Genomic DNA, 17,026 nt, shown 5'->3' with positions numbered 1-17,026 from the left:
CATGAACACCCTTCTCGCCCAACGCAAATACCGCCTGGCGATACGGCTCTCCACCGACACCGCCAAGACCTTCGGCCTGTGGGCCGCGGCCGCATACGCGCTCCTCCAGGCCGTCCAGGGCGTTTTCAGAGTCCTCACCGGGTTCGACGCCGACTACGGCAATTACCTGGTCGGCTTCCTGCCGCTGCTGCTGCTCGCCATCAGCTGGGTCAATTTCGTCAAGGCCTACCCGTCCGCCATCGGCGCCGGAATGACCCGCCGCGAGTTCGGCACCGCCTACGCCCTGTTCAGCGCCCTCCTGATCGCCGCGGGATTCGCGTTCACGCAGTTGATCGTGATCGTCGCCGAACTGACGGACAGCAGCGCCTACGACGGGTTCTACGGAGCCGCCCCCATCGACGCCCTCACCCGGGCCGCGGTCTACGTGACCGCCGGAGCGGCGGCCGGCGCGATCATCGTCCGCTTCGACCGCGACCTCGTCAAAGGAACGCTCGCGGGCGTCCTGATCGCCATGCTGCTGCTGCGGCAGATCCCGCTCCAGATCGCCGCATCCGAGGCGCCCAGCGGCGACGGGGACCTCGTCTTCTTCGAATTCCCCGCTGACGGCGTGCCGCTCGCCCCCCTCGACGCCGTCCTCACCGTCGCCTTCGTCCTCATCGCCTGGCTCGCGCTCGCCAGGGCGCCGATGCCCGACAAGAAAGCCTGAACCATGGGACTCCTCAGCGTCGAAGTGCCCTTCCCCCTGGTCGTGCTGCTCCTGTGCATCACCGCCTGCCTCGTCGCCGCGCTCATGCTGACCACCGAGCGGGCCGTCGCGACGCGCCCCGCCGCGGGCCGCCTCCGGGAGCGGCGGCCCCGACCCGCACCACACCCGCCGCCGACCCCTCACGGAATGCGCCCGGCGGGTGGGACACTGGTAGACGGCCAGTACACGCATCGGAAGGTCAGCACATTGTCGATTCAGCCCATCCGCATCTTCGGCGACCCGGTCCTGCGCACCGCCGCCGAGGAAGTCGACACCTATGACAAGGAACTGCGGGGCCTCGTGAAGGACCTGCTCGACACCATGCGCGACGAAGGCGGCGCCGGGCTCGCCGCACCCCAGCTGGGCGTCAGCAAACGAGTGTTCTCCTTCGACGTCGACGACGTCATCGGCCACATCGTCAACCCCGTGCTCGAATTCCCCGACGAAGAGGAGCAGGACGGCCCCGAAGGCTGCCTCTCCCTCCCCGGGCTCTACTTCGACACCGTCCGCCGTCAGAACGTCGTCGCCAAGGGCTTCAACGAATACGGCGACCCCCTCCAGATCGTCGGCACCGGCCTCATGGCCCGCTGCCTCCAGCACGAGACCGACCACCTCGACGGCATCATCTTCATCGACCGCCTCGACTCCGACCGCCGCAAGGCCGCGATGGCCGAGATCCAGTCCCAGGACTGGTACAACGAAGACGTCAAAGTCAAAGTCACCCCCCACGACTCCAAGGGTGTGTTCTTCAAGCGATGAGGATCGTCTTCGCCGGGACCCCGGAGGTCGCACTGCCGACCCTCGAGGCCCTCCACGCGTCCGACCACGAAGTGGTGGCGGTGCTGACCCGCCCCGACGCGCGCACCGGGCGCGGCCGCAAGGTCTCCCGCTCGCCCGTCGCCGCCTGGGCCGACGAGCACGGCGTCGAAGTACTCACGCCCGCGAAACCGCGCGAACCCGAGTTCCTCGACCGCCTGCGCGAACTCGACGCCGACATCGTGCCGGTCGTCGCCTACGGCGCGCTCGTGCCGCCCGCAGCCCTGGAGATCCCGCGCCTCGGCTGGATCAACCTGCACTTCTCGCTCCTGCCCGCATGGCGCGGCGCCGCCCCCGTGCAGCACGCCGTGCTCAACGGCGACGAGATGACCGGCGCCTGCGTCTTCCAGCTCGAAGCCGGACTCGACACCGGCCCCGTCTACGGCCGCCTCACCGAGCCGATCGACGCCACCGACACCTCCGGCGACCTCCTCGGCCGTCTCGCCGTCGCCGGCGCCCGCCTCACCGTCGACGTCGTCAACGCCCTCGAAGCCGGCGTCATCGTCGGTGAACCGCAGCCCGAGGACGGCGTCTCCTACGCCCCCAAGATCACCGTCGAAGACGCCCGCGTCCGCTGGACCGACCCCGCCTTCGCCGTCGACCGCCGCATCCGCGCCGTCACCCCCGCCCCCGGGGCCTGGACCGAGTTCGAAGGCCAGCGCCTGCGCCTCGGCCCCGTCCGCCCCGACCCCGAGGGTCCGCGCCTCGCCCCCGGCCAGATCGCCCTCGCCAAGAAGTCCGTCCATGTCGGCACCGCCACCGACCCGGTCCTCCTCGACCAGGTCCAGCCAGCCGGGAAGAAGCCCATGGACGCCGCCGCATGGGGCCGCGGCCTCCAGACCGAGAGCCCGGTATTCGTATGAGCGACAACAGCAACCGCCGACGCAGCAGCCGTTCCGGCCCGCGCGCCGCCGATGAGCGCGACCGCCCGAAGGTGAACCCGCGCCGCGTCGCGTTCGACGCGATCAACGCCGTCACCGCCGACAACGCCTACGCCAACCTCGTGCTGCCGCGGATGCTCGCCGAGACCGACAACACCGGCCGCGACGCCGCCCTCGCCACCGAGCTCACCTACGGCACGCTCCGCAGCCTGGGCACCCTCGAAGCGATCCTCGCCGCCGCCTCCGGCCGCGAGATCCGCCAGCTCCAGCAGGACCTCGTGGACGCCCTCTGCCTGGGCGCCTACCAGCTCCTGTACATGCGCATCCCCGCGCACGCGGCGGTCGCCACCACCGTCAGCCTCGTCAAGGCCGCGGTCTCGCCGCGCGTCTCCGGACTCGCGAACGCCGTGCTGCGCAAGGTCGCCGCGAAGGACCTCGAGGAGTGGACCGCGGAGCTCGCCACCGGCGACCGCCTCCACGACCTCTCGCTGCGCTACGCGCACCCGCAGTGGATCTCGGCCGAGTTCGAGGCGGTGCTGGGCGCGGACGAGCTGCCGCCCGCTCTGGCAGCGGACAACGTCGCGCCGCCGGTGCACTTGTGCGCCAAGCCCGGTCGCATCACCAAGGGCGACCTCTCGCGCGAGACTCGCGGGGGCGAGCACGGCCAGTGGTCGCCGTACGCGGTGTACCTGCCGAGCGGCGATCCGGGCCGGGTGCGGGCCGTCGCGACCGGGCTCGCGCATGTCCAGGACGAGGGCAGCCAGCTGGTCGCCGTGCAGCTCGCGGAGGCCCCGCTCGAAGGGCCGGACCGGTCGTGGGTCGACCTGTGCGCCGGTCCCGGCGGTAAGACCGGCCTGCTCGGTGCCATTGCGGCGCAAAGGGACGCGACGCTCGATGCGGTGGAGATCCAGTCGCACCGGGCGGAGCTGGTGGCGAAGGCCTCGCGAGGCCTGCCCGTCACCGTCCACACCGGCGACGGCCGGACCTACGGGAAGGCCCGTTCGGCCGACCGGGTGCTCGTGGACGCCCCGTGCTCGGGCCTCGGCGCGCTGCGCCGCCGGCCGGAGGCACGGTGGCGCAAGCAGCGCAGCGACATCGACGACCTGGTGCCGCTGCAGCGCGAACTCCTCGCCTCGGGTCTGCGCCTGGCGCGGCCGGGCGGGATCGTCGCGTACGTGACCTGCTCGCCGGTCGGCGCAGAGACGTCCGAGGTGGTCGAGTCGGTGCTCGCGGCCGGGGGAGCGGAGCTCGTCCGTCCAGATTGGCTCACCAAGCGCGTGCCCGGTTCGGAGCGCGGCGACTTCGTGCAGCTGTGGCCGCACCGCCACGGCACCGACGCGATGTTCCTTGCGCTGCTTCGCAAAACCGGCAACCGATAACATTCCAGCTCGCTGGCCCCTTCCCGCGTCACGGTGCGAACCGGTCGCAGGAGGGGGCCGCTTTTTTTCGGGTGGGGCATCGAAACCCGTCGATTTGGAAGCGCTACCATTCCATTGACAGGGGTGAATATTTCCCCGGGTTACCGGCACGACTGACCCTAGGAGCACCAAGATGAAACGACGACAGCGTCTCGCGGCGATCGTCGCGGGAGCCGCAACCGCGGTGGCGGCCGCGCTCAGCGCGGGCTTCCTCCTCAGCCCCAATGCGGGCGCGCAGGAGGACGTCAGCGCCCAAGCCCAAGCACTGTGGACGAACCCGAACACGGGAGCGGCCCGGTGGGTCAACCAGAACCCGAACGACTGGCGGGCGGGCATGATCCGCGACCGGATCGCCGAGACCCCCGCGGGCACCTGGTTCACCCAGTACAACCCCACCGGCGGGATCGCCGCGCAGGTCGCCGCGGTCGTCGACGGCGCGGCCGCGGACGGCGCGGCCCCGATCATGGTCGTCTACGGCATCCCCAACCGCGACTGCGGCGGCCACTCCGGCGGCGGCGCCCCCGACCACAACGCCTACCGCGGCTGGATCGACCAGATCGCGAACGAGATCGACGGGCCCGCGTACATCGTGATCGAACCCGACGTGCTCGCGCAGGACTGCCACAACGCCACCGAACGCGCCCAGATCAACGCCTCCCTCAGCTACGCGGCCCAGAAACTCAACGCCGCCTCCCCGGAGGCGAAGGTCTACCTCGACGCCGGGAACTCGGCCTGGCTCACCGCCGCCGAAGCCGGCAGGCGCCTCCAGGCAGCGGGCATCCAATACGCCGACGGCTTCTCCCTCAACGTCTCCAACTACCGCACCACCGACGAGGCCACCGCCTACGCCAACCAGATCCGCGGCATCGTCGGCTCCGGCAAGACCGCCGTGATCGACACCAGCCGCAACGGCAACGGCCCGCTGAACCCGCCGAACCCGAACGACTGGTGCGACCCGCCCGGCCGCGCCATCGGCAAGTTCCCGACCACCGCCACCGGCGTCAGCGGCATCGACGCCTACCTGTGGGTGAAGCTCCCCGGCGAGGCCGACGGCTGCGCGGGCTCCGCGGGCCAGTTCATCCCCGACCTGGCCTACCAGCTCGCCAACAACGCCGGCAGCGGCTGGCCCGGCCAGGTCGAGCCGACCGACCCGGTGACCAGCCCGACCGGCGGCCCGACCAGCGACAACCCCACCACCGGCGGGCCCGGCGAGACGGACTGCACCGTCCACATCGACGTCGTCAGCGACTGGGGCACGGGCTGGCAGGGCAAGGTCTCGATGACCGCCGACCAGGCCGTGAACGGCTGGACGGTCTCGTGGACCTGGCCCGGCTCCCAAGCGGTCACGAGCAGCTGGAACACCCAGCTGACCACCTCCGGCAAGACCGTCACCGCCAAGGACGTCGGCTGGAACGCCACCGTCGCGGCGGGCCAGACCAAGGAGCTGTTCGGCTTCGTCGCCTCCGGCGCCGCAGCCGACATGGACGTCCCCTGCTGATCTGACATCACAACAGGCACCCGGTGTCCGGCCTGCGTCGCGGTTCCGCGACCTACACTGTCCGTGTGGCACAGTTCCGAACGGCGCAGGCCGACACCGTCATCGCCCCGAGTCTCCTGGCGGCGGACTTCGCCCGTCTCGCCGAGGCGGCCGACGCGGTCGAGGGGGCCGTCGACTGGCTCCACGTCGATGTCATGGACAACCACTTCGTTCCCAACCTGACGCTCGGCCCGCCGGTCGTCAAGTCCCTCAAGGCCGCCACGGGCATCCCGCTCGACTGCCACCTCATGATCGAGGACCCCGAACGCTGGGCGACCGGCTACGCCGAACTCGGCGCCTACAACGTCACCTTCCACGCCGAGGCCGCCGACGACCCCGTCCGGCTCGCGAAGGACTTGCGCGCAGCAGGCTCCAAAGCCGGGCTCGCGATCGACCGCGACACCCCGGTAGAGGACTACCTCGACGTCCTCCCCGCCTTCGACACGCTGCTCATCATGACGATCAAGGCCGGCTTCGGCGGCCAGAAGTTCATGCCCGAGCTGCTCGACAAGGTCCGCACCGCCCGCCGCCACGCCGACTCCGGACACCTGGAGCTGCGCATCGAGGTCGACGGCGGCATCGCCGACGACACCATCGCCGCCGCCGCGGAGGCCGGAGCCGACGCGTTCGTCGCCGGCACCGCGGTCTACGGCGCGACCGACCCCGCCGATGCGGCCAGACGCCTGCGCGCCCGCGCCGACGCGGCGCGATCATCCGGATGACGCGAACATGCCAGCCGCCACCCCCGAATTGGTCCTCATCGCCGACAACGACCCCGAGATCGCCGAATTCCTCGCCGCGAGACTGAGGGCCGACGGCTTCGACACCGCGCTCGCCCGCGACGGCTACCAGGCGCTCGCCGGGATCGCGCTCCGCCGCCCCGGCATCGTCCTGCTCGAAGCCGACCTGCCGTTCATCGACGGACTCGCCCTCACCCGCCAGCTCCGCGCCGACCCGGCCACCGCGAGCCTGCCGCTCATCCTCCTCGGCGCCGGGCCCTCCTCGGCCGACAAGATCGCCGGCCTCAAAGCCGGGGCCGACGACTACATCGCCAAGCCCTTCGACCCCGCCGAAGTCTCGGCCCGCATCGACTCGGCGATCCGCCGCCACCGCGAGGTCCGCGAGTCCTCCCCGCTCACCGGCATGCCCGGCAACGACAGGATCCTCCGCGAACTCCAGGCCTGGATCAAACGCGGCGACCCGTTCGCCTTGTGCTACATCGACATCGACCAGTTCAAAGCGGTCAACGACGTGTACGGGTTCGTGCGCGGCGACGAGTTCATCCGAGCCCTCGCCGAATGCGTGTACGCGGCCGCCGGGGACGCCGGGGCCGCGCCGGTCTTCCTCGGCCACGTGGGCGGCGACGACTTCACCATCCTCTGCCTGCCCGAGCACGCCGAAGCGGTGACCGGCTTCCTCAACGACCACTTCGCCCGCCGCGTCCGCCAGCTCTGCGAACCGCGCGATGTCGAGCGCGGCTACATCGAGCACGCCGACCGCACCTCCCGGCGCCTCACCCGCTCGCGCCTGCCCACGCTCTCCACCGGCGTCGCCCTCTCCACCGTGCGCCGCTTCGCCGATGCCTACGAGGCCGTAGCCGAGGCCACCACCCTCAAGAGCGTCGCCAAATCCCACCCCGGGAACTACGTGGCCTTCCCCGAGGGCCGCGCGCCCGGCCGCACCAACCGCCGTCCCGTCTTCTGGACGAATGACGGCTGAACACGCCTGCGGTCAGTAGGGTGCGTCACAGTGAGGACCCCGGCGGAATATCCACGTGGCACAATTCCTTGTAGCAAACGCGCGTCAGCGGGGTCGGTGAAATTCCGAGCCGGCGGTGAGCAGGCCAGGGCCTGCGAGTCCGCGACCCGTCCGCATCCAGCGGACGGTTGACCTGGTGAGAATCCAGGACCGACGGTTAAAGTCCGGATGGGAGCAGACGCAACGCAGGAGGCCACTGGTGGCCCCTGCGAGCCATTCTCTTGCCCCCGCCTGCGCGCCGCAGATCGTACGCAGCAGGTAGGGAGTTCCAACCGTGTTCACCGGAATCGTCGAAGAACTCGGCGAAGTCGTCAAGGCCAGTGAAGCGTTCCTGGCCGTCCGCGGGCCCGTCGTCACCTCTGACGCCGCCCTCGGCGACTCCATCAGCGTCAACGGCGTCTGCCTCACCGTCGTGAGCGTCGAAGGCGATGTCTTCACCGCCGACGTCATGGAGGAGACCTACCGCCGCTCGGTCATCGGCAAGCTCGAACCCGGCGACCCCGTCAACCTCGAGCGCGCCGCCACCCTCACCACTCGACTCGGCGGGCACCTCGTGCAGGGCCACGTGGACGGCGTCGCCCACATCGTGAAGCGCACCCCCGCCGCCGAGTGGGAGGAAGTCACCTTCCGCCTCCCCGAAGGCCTCGCCAGGTACGTGGTCGAGAAGGGCTCCATCACCATCGACGGCACCTCGCTCACCGTCGCCGCCATCGACGGCGACGAGTTCAGCGTCGGCCTCATCCCCACCACGCTCGAAGCGACCACCTTGGGCCGCAAGCAGGTCGGCGACCCGGTCCACATCGAGACCGACGTCGTCGCCAAGCACGTCGAAAAACTCCTCCAGTCTGCCGGGAGCATCTGATGAACGACATCCGCATGGACACCGTCGAAGACGCGATCGCCGCGATCGCCGCGGGCCGGGCCGTCATCGTCGCCGACGACGAAGGCCGCGAGAACGAGGGCGACATCATCTTCGCCGCCCAGGACGCCACGCCCGAGCTCGTCGCGTTCACCATCCGCCACACCGGCGGCTACCTGTGCGTGCCGATGCTCCCCGACCGCGCCGACCTGCTCCAACTGCCGCCGCAGGCGGCCGAGAACCAGGACCCGCGGGGCACCGCTTACACGGTCACCGTCGACGCCCGCCGCGGCATCGCCACCGGCATCTCCGCCGCCGACCGCGCCCACACCATCAGCGTGCTCGCCAACCCGGGCACGGTCGCGGGCGACTTGAGCCGCCCCGGCCACGTGGTCCCGCTGCGCGCCAAGGAAGGCGGCGTGCTCGTCCGCACCGGCCACACCGAGGCCGCCGTGGACCTGGCCCGCCTTGCGGGCAAGGAACCCGTCGGCGTCCTCAGCGAGATGATGAACGACGACGGCACCATGATGCGACTGCCCGAGCTCCGCGAGTTCGCCGACGAGCACGGCCTCGCGCTCATCACCGTCGCCCAGCTCGTCGAATGGCGCCAGCGCAACGAGGTCCACGTCAAGCGCCTCGCCGAGGCCCGCCTCCCGCTCGAGGCCGGCCAGTTCACCGCCATCGGCTACCGCGCCGTCTTCGACGGCAACGAGCACGTCGCCCTCGTCAAGGGCGACATCGGCAACGGCGAAGACGTGCTCGTGCGCGTCCACTCCGAATGCCTCACCGGCGACGCCTTCGGCTCCCTGCGCTGCGACTGCGGCCCCCAGCTCCAGGCCGCGCTGCGCGCCGTCGAGGCCGAAGGCCGCGGCGTCGTGCTCTACATGCGCGGCCACGAGGGCCGCGGCATCGGCCTGGTCCACAAGCTCCAGGCCTACCAGCTCCAGGACCAGGGCCGCGACACCGTGGACGCGAACCTCGAACTGGGCCTGCCCGCCGACGCCCGCGACTGGGCCATCGGCGCGCAGATCCTCGACGACCTCGGCATCAAGTCGATGCGGCTGCTGACCAACAACCCGGACAAGCGCGCCGGCATCGAAGGCCACGGCCTCGAGGTCCTCGACCGGGTCGCCCTGCCGACCTACGCCACCCCCGACAACCTCGCCTACCTGACGACCAAGCGCGACCGCATGGGCCACCTGCTGGCCGACCTGCCCGCGCCCGTCCTCGCCGCAAAGGGAGCCGCATAACATGGCCGGTCACGGAGCACCCGCGATCAACGTCCCCGACGCCGCCGGGCTCACCCTCGGTATCGTTGCCACGGACTGGAACACCGAGATCGTCGGCCAGCTGCTCAAGCGCGCACTCGAAGCCGCCGCCGACGCCAAGGTCGCCGACGTCAAGGTCCTGCACGTCGCCGGAGCGGTCGAACTGCCGATCGCCGCGCAGGCGCTCGCCCGCAGATACGACGCCGTGGTCGCCCTCGGCACCGTCATCCGCGGCGGCACCGCCCACTTCGACTACGTGTGCAAGTCCGTCACCGAAGGGCTCACCCGGGTCGCGCTCGACGAGTCGACCCCCGTCGCCCACGGCGTGCTCACGGTCGACAACCAGGAGCAGGCCCTCGCCCGCGCCGGATACCCCGACTCCACTGAGGACAAGGGCTACGAGGCGGTCGTCGCCGCCCTCGGCGCGGCGCTGGCGATCCGCTCGCTCGATTGAGCCGCGCAGCGCGAAGCCCCCGGCGGAGATCCGCCGGGGGCTTCGCTGCTCGGTCAGTTGCAGTGGACGCCGTAGCGGTGGCCGCTGACGACCTCGCCGTTGGGGAGCTCGACGATGCCCTCGAGGTTGACGCAGCGGCCGGACATGTTCACGCCTGACGGGGTGTAGACGGGGCCCGCGTAGTACGAGTAGTCCCTGTCGTCCTGGTCGTACTGGTCGTAGTAGCCGGAGGCCCAGATGAGGATGCCCTTGCGGCCGTTGAAGCCGTAGGTCTTGCCGGTGCCGTTGAGCACCGCGCAGTTGCGGTTGGCGGAGTCCGACCAGTACAGGTCCATGTAGGCGGCGGTGCCCTGGGTGGCGCTGTTGATGGCGTAGCGGTCGATGTGGCTGTACGACGAGCCGCAGGGCCCGACGGCGGCCGCGGGCGAGGCGGCGAAGACGATCGCCGAGACGGCGCCGAGGGTGACGGCGAGGAACGCCATGGCGGCGCGGCGCAGGGCCGCACGCATCCGAGCTTTCATCGAGAAGCTCTCCAACTCTGTTCAGTTCCGATGGGGACGGGGATCGCGGTGACTATAGCGTGCCCCCGTTGCCATGTGAAAGCTGAGGAAGTTGAATACCGTTGCAACGGAACGCGAACGCACGCCGGCGCACCAACCGCTCAACTGTAATGCTGGAACTCGGGCCACAACTCGGTCCACGGCAGAACCGGACCATGGCACACGCCGATGACCCGGCCCTGTTCCTCGTTGTCGATGCCGAGGCGGTTGTCGAGCCCGCCGGCCCGCTCGCACGAGTCGAAGTAGGGGAGGAGTCCCGCGAGCTCCATGCCCACGGTGACGACCGTGTCGGTGTCCGCCGGAGGCGGGCCGTACTCGTGGAGTTCGTTGTGGCCGCTGAAGACCGGCGGCAGATCCTCCCCGTACCGCATGAGCGCCCCGGCCTCGCCGTAGTTCGCGGTGATGATCGCCGTGCCCTCCGCGGGAGCCGTGGCGGCCACGGCTTCGACCTGATCCGTGTACGCCTGCCAGCCGACCCCGTCCGGGATTGAGCTGTTCATGTCGGGGATCGGCGTATCGCCGACGATGCCGACGGGCAGCAGCGGCAGCGCGACCAGGGCCGAGATCGCGCTGTTGAGCGCCACACCGACCACCAGCACCCGGCGACGGCTCAGCGTGCCCGCCCAAGCCGCGACCGGGACGCATCCGGCCGCGTACAGGGCGAAGACCAGGCCCATGGGGTAGTAGAACTGGCCGCCGGTCGCCAGCGTGACCGCGAGCAGGATCGGGTACGCCGCGGCCATCGCCCTGACCGGTCGCCACTCGGGGCGGCGCAGCAGCGCGATGCATCCGGTTATCCAGACCGGGACGAGGAACAGCCCGACCAATAGGAACTGGAAGGGCAGCAGCAGGATCCGGTTCTCGGTGCCGTCGGTTTCGTTGATGGCCGAGGCCATCTCGAGCTGCGGCCAATCGTGCGCCGCCTGGTACACGAGGTTCGGCGCGCCGATCACCAGCGCCACCGCGGCCCCGGCCCACAGCCACTTGGAGAGCAGGACCTTCCGCGGCCCCACCGCGAGGAGCGCCAAGCCGAGGCTGAGGAGCAGCAGCACGACCAGGTGCTTGTTGTACAGGCCGATGCCGGCGACCGCGCCGACGGCGAGCCACCATTGCGGCCGGTCGCGCAGGAGCGCCTTCACCGCGAACAGCAGCGCGGCCGTCCACACCGCCAAGTCGATCGAGTTGGTAGAGAGCTGGTGTCCGAACGCGAGCGCGACCCCGGCGAACGCCAGGCCCCAGACGCAGAGCGCCTGCGCCGCCTTGCCGCCGCCGAATTCGCGGGTGAGCAGCGCCGCGATCCACAGCACCCCGACCATGCACAGGATCGAAGGGAACCGCAAGGCCCACAGCGAATCGCCGAGCAGCGCGGTCGCGGCCTTTCCGAGCAGCGGCGTGAGCGGCGGCTGGTCCGCGTAGCCCCAGGCGGGCTCGAGCATCCTGAAGTACAGCTCGTCGCGGTGGTAGTCGTAGCGGCCGTTGAGGATCGCGAGCACGGCGGCGAGCGCCGCGGTGGCGGCGACGAGGTGGGCGCGGTAGAGGGGAGGGGATTGCATGGGCGGGCCTTCGCATTCGGGGGTGGCCCAAATCCTTCCGCAGTGGACCGACGCGCGCAACCCGCCCGCCTGTCCCGACCCGACCGGGACAGGCGGGGACCGCCGGGCGGTCCCCGCTGTGCTCGGCTAGGCCGCGTCGATCCTCGCGAAGTACGCGTCGACCATGGGCTTGCCGATGCCGGTCATCCACTGCTCGAAGGTGAGCAGGCCCGGGTGGATCTCGCGCAGCGCCGCGATGTCGACCGGGATGCGGTGTTCGTTGATCAGCGCGATCATCTTCGCCGTCGTGGGGCTCTCCTTCGCGATCTGCTCCACGGTGATCTCCACGTACGGCACCTCTCTGCCGACGACGCGCCCGATGAGCGCGGCCTTGTCGGCCTGCGTGAGGTCGTCGCCGGCCAGCTCGTGCACCTGCCCGCGGTGCCGCCTCGGGTCGGTGAAGGCGATCGCGGCGAAGGCGGCGATGTCCGCTGCGGCGATGAGCGGCTCGTAGGTGTCGGCCCGCAATGTGGAGACGAGCGCGCCGTTCTGGAGCTCCCTGAAGGAGTCGAAGGTGTTCTCCATGAACGCGGTCGGCCGCAGGATCGTGAGCGAGACGCCGCTCTCGCGGATCGCCGCTTCGGCCTCGGCCTTGCGCTGGAGCATGTCCATCGAGCGCTCCAGCGGCCCGCCTACGCCGACCGAGGAGGAGTGCACGACGTGGACGACGCCGGCCGCCTGCGCGGCGGCCCCGATCTTCGCGGCGCTGCGCGCCTCATGCCCGAGGTCGTCGCCGTACGGCCCGCCCTCGTACGCCCCGGCGTGGACGCTGAAGACGCCGTAAGCGCCCGCGACGGCCGCGTCGAGCGAGGCCCGGTGGTCGAGGTCGCCCGGGACGACCTCGGCACCGGATGCCTTGAGCGCCTTGGCTTTCGTGCTGTCGGGGTCGCGGGTGAGGGCGCGGACGTGCCAACCGTCGGCCAGCAGGCGGGCGGTCACGGCCCCGCCCTGTCGGCCCGTCGCGCCGGTGACGAGGATGGTCTTCTCGGAAGCGGGCATGGGTGTTCCTTTCCATGGCGGGGTTCGCCGACTAATATCGGGAGCGGCAACCCGGTTGATAAAACGGAACACTACACCCGTTTAAGCGAGTCCACGAGAGGGGGACCCATGCCCCAGCGGATCCAGACTCCGCAGGCGTCGCCGAAGAGCGCCGTCCAGCGAGCCGAACGCGTTGACGCCCAGCGCAACCGCCTCAAGGTCCTGCAGACGGCCGACCGGCTGTTCGGCGAGCGCGGCACCTCGGTCTCCCTGGGGGAGATCGCGACCGCCGCGGGCGTCGGCGCCGGGACCGTCTACCGGCACTTCCCGACCAAGGACGCCCTGCTCGCGACGGTGCTCGACCATCGGCTCTCCCAGCTCAGCGAGCGCGGCGCCGAGATGATGCGACGCCCGGACCCCGAGCGCGCCTTCTTCGAGTACATGGAATACCTGACCGGCCAGGCCCTCGCCAACCGCGCGATCTGCGAGGCGCTCGCCTCGCGGGGCGACTGGCAGGAGCCGTCGAAGCTCGAGGGGGTCTGCGTGGTCGACACCCCGCTGGGCATCCTCCTGCAGCGGGCCCAGCGGGCCGGGGCCGTGCGTTCCGACTTGGACCCCAACGATGTCCGGGCCCTGCTGGCCGGCTGCGTCGGCATGTCGCAGGCGATCGAATCGCCCGAGCGGGCCCGCCGCCTCTCGAGGATCCTGTGGGAAGGCCTCCGGTTGGAACGAAACTTCGAGAATCGTAACGAAAGCCTCGAGCCGAGCGGGTTGCGTAACGAAATTGCCGTAACGGAACGATCCTGCCCGGTCTGCGGCACGCCGCTCCCCGAGACCGCCACCGGCCGGCCCGCGAAGTACTGCTCGGCGGCCTGCCGTCAGAAGGCGTTCCGGGAAAAGCGCAAGACTACGTAGTCACAGGGCCTTCCCCTCTGGCAACCGGTCGCCTAGGATCAGTCCCGCATCTGACGAGACCACCCGAGGAGGCCGCATGGCCCGCAGGTTCGCGACACACGAGCGGCGCGAGGTCGCCGCGCTCGACGGCATCTGGGACTTCACGTTCCTGGGCGACGCCGACCCCGACGCGATCGCCGTCGACCGCATCGCCTTCGACGACGTGATGGCCGTGCCCGGCTGCTTCGACGCCACCCCCGCCTTCGCCGGAAAACGCGGCCTGGCCGCCTACCGCATCCGCGTCGACGTCGAGGCCGCCCGCCATCGCCTCGTCTTCGAGGCCGTCCAGCACTGGTGCCGGGTCTTCTGGAACGGCGAGCTGATCCGCGAGCACGCGGGCGGCTTCACGCGGTTCTGGTCCGAGACCGAGGCCGAAGCGGGCGAAGCCGAGATCATCGTGCTCGTCGACAACCGCTTCGACGAGCGTTCGCCACTCCACATGGAGCATTTCGACTGGTACGCCTACGGGGGCATCTCTCGGAGCGTCGAGCTCCACCGGCTGGGCCCGGTCCGGATCGACGGCGTGCGGATCGCCACCGAGTCGGTCGCCGCACGGCGGGTGCACGTGCGGATCGACTACACCGCGGACACCGCCGCGTCGGTGCCGCTCGAGATCGAGTGCGACGGCCGGACCGTCCTCAGCGAAGCCGTCGACCTCCAGACCTCCGGCAGCCTCGAGCGCACCCTCGAACTCCCTTGGGTCGCACCGTGGTCGCCCGCCGAACCGAATCTGAGCCTCCTCACCGTGCGCCTCGGCGGGGACGATCTGCGCGAGCGTTTCGGCGTCCGCGAGGTCCGCACCGAGAACGCCCGGATCACCGTCAACGGCGAGCCCGTCACGCTCCAGGGCGTCAACCGCCACGAGGCCCACCCGCAGTTCGGCCACACCCAACCCGAAGCGCTGCTCGTCAACGACATCCAGCAGCTCCAGGACCTCGGCTGCAACTTCGTGCGCGGCAGCCACTACCCGCTCGACCCGCTGTTCCTCGACCTGTGCGACGAGGCCGGGATCCTGGTGTGGTGCGAGTCGGTCGGCTGGCAGTACCCGGTCGAGCACCTCACCGACCCCGGCTTCATCGAGGCGCAGGTGGCGCACATCGACGAGATGGTCGCCGCTTCGCAGAACCACCCCTCGATCATCCTGTGGGGCATCCTGAACGAGTGCCCGAGCTGGTCCGAGGCCGGCCGGCCGGTCTACGCGAAGCTGCTCGGGCGCCTGCGCGAGCTCGACGGCTCCCGCCCGGTCACCTACGCGGCCATCAACGCCCACGACGACCAGTGCTTCGACCTGGTCGACGTCGTCTCCGCGAACACCTACCCCGGCTGGTACTTCGGCGACATCCCCGACATCCCGGGGGAGCTCGACCGCATCAGCGCCCGCGTGGACGGCCTCGGACTGGGGGACAAGCCGCTCATCATCTCCGAGATCGGCGCGGGCGCGGTGCCGGGCCACGTCGACCAGCTCGGTTCACTGTGGACCGAGGACTACCAGTCGCGCCTGCTCGACACCGTGATCGGCCACCTCCTCGACGGGCAGGACCGGATCTCCGGGCTCGCCATCTGGGTCCTGGGCGACTTCCGCACCACCGAGCAGCGCGACTTCCTGCTCCGGCGCCCGCGCGGGGTCAACGACAAGGGCCTCGTCGACGAGTACCGCCGCCCCAAGCAGGCCTACCGGACCGTGCGGGGGCGCTTTCGGCGCGACAAGGCTTGACGCGCGGGCGGATCGGCTCAGTGGCGCTTGACCTTCTGCAGAACCTCGCGACCGCGTTCGGGAAGCTCGGAGGCCGCCGAGAGGAGCGCCTCCCGCGCGTCCTCCAGCGCCGTGACCGCCCGCTGGTAGCCCTTCGCGGATCTGCGGCGGTCGTAGGCGATCTTGCCTCCGACCACCGCGCCCGCCACCAGGACCAGCGCGGCCGCGGCGAAGGCGAGCCTGCGGCGACCGCTCTTGGCGACGGGCCACAGGTCGTCGTCGGTGCCGTACTCGTCGAACTCGATGCGGGCGCCCTCGTTCTCGGCGAGGTCGGACAGGCGCAGCGCGTCGGTCTCGTCCGCTGGTTCCCCGCCGTGTTCCGCCAGTTCCTTCTGCGATTTCATGGTCGCACCCTCCCTTGGTCGGACCGGCGTCCCGACTCGCGGGCCCGGCTGCCGTCAACCCGGAGTTTACCCAGTACGACAACGAATGCGACGCCTCGAACCGCGAAGATTTCCGCGGTTCGAGGCGTCGCGGGCTCACTAGGTCGAGAGTGAGTAGCTGTTCATCCGGAAGTCGCGCCCGCCGGAGGACGAGGTGATCTCCCAGCCGAGCTGGATCTGGTCGATGCGCACGTTGGGCATCCGGCCCTGGTTCACCAGCCACTGGCAGATCGGCGTGATGTTCACCGTGCCGCTCGTGAACTGGCTCGTCGCCATGAAGCTGTAGACGGGGTTGCCGCCGTTGTGGCCCTGGTGGTAGTTCCAGTTGCGGCCGCCGAGGTTGACGTTGGTGACGTAGCCGCCGATCGGACCGACGTTGGACGTCCACTGCGTCCAGATCATGATCTCGTGGGCGTGGCCGTTGCCCCACACGTCGTAGGTGGTGTTGTACGCCAGGCCCGAGCCCGAACCGGGCACGGTGACGTTGAAGTTGCTGCTCACGTTCCCCATGCTGGAGACGGTGCGCCCCAGCGTGTAGGAGACGTTCGGGTAGGACTTGATGCCGCCCGTGTTCGGGTGGTTGGCCCACACGCCCCAGTTGCTGTACGAGTTCGCCCAGATCGACTGCGGCCCGTAGCCGGAGGGGGCCCAGACGTTGTTGTAGAGCGTGTAGGCGCCGTTCTGCCAGGTTCCCCACTTGTCGGAGGAGGACCAGGTGGCGGCGTGTGCCGGGGACTGGAGGGCGCCGACGGCGCCCGCGGTGGCCAGGGGGGCGGCCAGCGCGGCGGAGAGGAGCGATCTGCGTCGCATGAAGGGCATGCCTTTCTCGAGGTCATGGTTTCAGTCATCGGGCCCGACATCGACGATAAATATCGACAAATCCCGATACGTTAATTAGATCATGCGACCCAATTAAAGTCCATACCTGCCCTGAACTGTGAAATCCCAATGCTCGCGCGCGCAAGTCGTTGAGTGAGTTCGAGCGCGTGGAGGGGCCGCGGCGAACGCCGCGGCCCCACCCTTTAGCGCCGGGTGAGACGGTCAGGGTGTAGTCGTTCACGGGGTAGTCG

Annotated in this window: 17 protein-coding genes and 1 riboswitch; of the genes, 12 read left to right on the top strand and 5 right to left on the bottom strand. The window is 70.2% G+C overall.

The window, feature by feature from the left end; translation table 11 throughout:
- The first annotated feature begins 1 nt into the window (after position 1).
- The 10 genes from O1R50_RS09465 to ribH all read left to right on the top strand — a co-directional run bounded on the left by O1R50_RS09465 (position 2) and on the right by ribH (position 9,736).
- Positions 2-706 carry a hypothetical protein gene (locus tag O1R50_RS09465; RefSeq protein ID WP_270109740.1) on the top strand — a complete coding sequence of 235 codons (705 nt, stop codon included), beginning with the start codon at positions 2-4 and terminating at the stop codon, positions 704-706.
- A gap of 246 nt (positions 707-952) precedes the next feature.
- Positions 953-1,504 (top strand): peptide deformylase, encoded by a 552-nt coding sequence (gene def / locus O1R50_RS09460; RefSeq protein WP_408612667.1) that lies wholly within the window; start codon positions 953-955, stop codon positions 1,502-1,504.
- The gene (gene fmt, locus O1R50_RS09455) at positions 1,501-2,424 is read left to right on the top strand and encodes a methionyl-tRNA formyltransferase (RefSeq protein ID WP_270109738.1); all 924 of its coding nucleotides are present in this window, start codon (positions 1,501-1,503) and stop codon (positions 2,422-2,424) included. Before def ends, fmt begins: the two co-directional genes overlap by 4 nt.
- A complete protein-coding gene (locus O1R50_RS09450) occupies positions 2,382-3,821 on the top strand; it encodes an RsmB/NOP family class I SAM-dependent RNA methyltransferase (RefSeq protein ID WP_408612657.1) in 1,440 nt (479 codons plus the stop codon). Before fmt ends, O1R50_RS09450 begins: the two co-directional genes overlap by 43 nt.
- A gap of 172 nt (positions 3,822-3,993) precedes the next feature.
- Complete coding sequence (locus tag O1R50_RS09445) at positions 3,994-5,358, top strand: glycoside hydrolase family 6 protein (RefSeq protein WP_270109736.1); 1,365 nt, start codon at positions 3,994-3,996, stop codon at positions 5,356-5,358.
- 65 nt (positions 5,359-5,423) lie between these two features.
- Entirely contained in the window at positions 5,424-6,119 is a 696-nt protein-coding gene (rpe, locus tag O1R50_RS09440) for a ribulose-phosphate 3-epimerase (protein ID WP_270109735.1), read from the top strand.
- Positions 6,120-6,126: 7 nt separating this feature from the next.
- On the top strand, positions 6,127-7,116 hold the full coding sequence (locus tag O1R50_RS09435; protein ID WP_270109734.1) for a GGDEF domain-containing response regulator: 990 nt from the start codon (positions 6,127-6,129) through the stop codon (positions 7,114-7,116).
- A gap of 79 nt (positions 7,117-7,195) precedes the next feature.
- Positions 7,196-7,339: riboswitch (FMN riboswitch) on the top strand.
- Between the two features lie 90 nt (positions 7,340-7,429).
- Positions 7,430-8,017: a riboflavin synthase gene (locus O1R50_RS09430; RefSeq protein WP_270109732.1), complete on the top strand. Its 588-nt coding sequence runs from the start codon at positions 7,430-7,432 to the stop codon at positions 8,015-8,017.
- Positions 8,017-9,264 carry a bifunctional 3,4-dihydroxy-2-butanone-4-phosphate synthase/GTP cyclohydrolase II gene (locus O1R50_RS09425; protein ID WP_270109730.1) on the top strand — a complete coding sequence of 416 codons (1,248 nt, stop codon included), beginning with the start codon at positions 8,017-8,019 and terminating at the stop codon, positions 9,262-9,264. Before O1R50_RS09430 ends, O1R50_RS09425 begins: the two co-directional genes overlap by 1 nt.
- Position 9,265: 1 nt before the next feature.
- Positions 9,266-9,736 carry a 6,7-dimethyl-8-ribityllumazine synthase gene (gene ribH / locus O1R50_RS09420; RefSeq protein WP_270109729.1) on the top strand — a complete coding sequence of 157 codons (471 nt, stop codon included), beginning with the start codon at positions 9,266-9,268 and terminating at the stop codon, positions 9,734-9,736.
- A 53-nt stretch (positions 9,737-9,789) separates the two neighbouring features.
- Here the strand turns inward: ribH and O1R50_RS09415 are convergent, their stop codons facing one another.
- From O1R50_RS09415 to O1R50_RS09405, 3 genes are all read right to left on the bottom strand, one after another.
- Positions 9,790-10,257, bottom strand: coding sequence for a hypothetical protein (locus O1R50_RS09415; RefSeq protein ID WP_270109728.1), 468 nt, complete (start codon positions 10,255-10,257; stop codon positions 9,790-9,792).
- Positions 10,258-10,397: 140 nt separating this feature from the next.
- Complete coding sequence (locus O1R50_RS09410; protein WP_270109727.1) at positions 10,398-11,849, bottom strand: glycosyltransferase family 39 protein; 1,452 nt, start codon at positions 11,847-11,849, stop codon at positions 10,398-10,400.
- Between the two features lie 126 nt (positions 11,850-11,975).
- On the bottom strand, positions 11,976-12,887 hold the full coding sequence (locus tag O1R50_RS09405) for an NmrA family NAD(P)-binding protein (RefSeq protein ID WP_270109726.1): 912 nt from the start codon (positions 12,885-12,887) through the stop codon (positions 11,976-11,978).
- A gap of 108 nt (positions 12,888-12,995) precedes the next feature.
- On the opposite strand from O1R50_RS09405, the gene O1R50_RS09400 reads away from it, so the two are divergent.
- Both O1R50_RS09400 and O1R50_RS09395 read left to right on the top strand, forming a co-directional pair.
- Positions 12,996-13,781: a TetR/AcrR family transcriptional regulator gene (locus tag O1R50_RS09400; RefSeq protein WP_270109724.1), complete on the top strand. Its 786-nt coding sequence runs from the start codon at positions 12,996-12,998 to the stop codon at positions 13,779-13,781.
- 76 nt (positions 13,782-13,857) lie between these two features.
- A complete protein-coding gene (locus O1R50_RS09395) occupies positions 13,858-15,534 on the top strand; it encodes a glycoside hydrolase family 2 protein (protein ID WP_270109723.1) in 1,677 nt (558 codons plus the stop codon).
- A gap of 17 nt (positions 15,535-15,551) precedes the next feature.
- Here O1R50_RS09395 and O1R50_RS09390 read toward each other — a convergent pair whose 3' ends face one another.
- Together O1R50_RS09390 and O1R50_RS09385 are read right to left on the bottom strand one after the other, a co-directional pair.
- Positions 15,552-15,917, bottom strand: a complete 366-nt coding sequence (locus O1R50_RS09390) for a hypothetical protein (RefSeq protein ID WP_270109722.1) — start codon at positions 15,915-15,917, stop codon at positions 15,552-15,554.
- 138 nt (positions 15,918-16,055) lie between these two features.
- Positions 16,056-16,766, bottom strand: coding sequence for a GH12 family glycosyl hydrolase domain-containing protein (locus O1R50_RS09385; protein ID WP_270109721.1), 711 nt, complete (start codon positions 16,764-16,766; stop codon positions 16,056-16,058).
- Positions 16,767-17,026: the final 260 nt, after the last annotated feature.

Origin of the sequence: Glycomyces luteolus, from assembly GCF_027622875.1 — a bacterium.
GTDB classification, from domain to species: Bacteria; Actinomycetota; Actinomycetes; order Mycobacteriales; family Micromonosporaceae; genus Glycomyces; species Glycomyces luteolus.
This window is presented reverse-complemented; position numbering and strand designations above follow the sequence as displayed.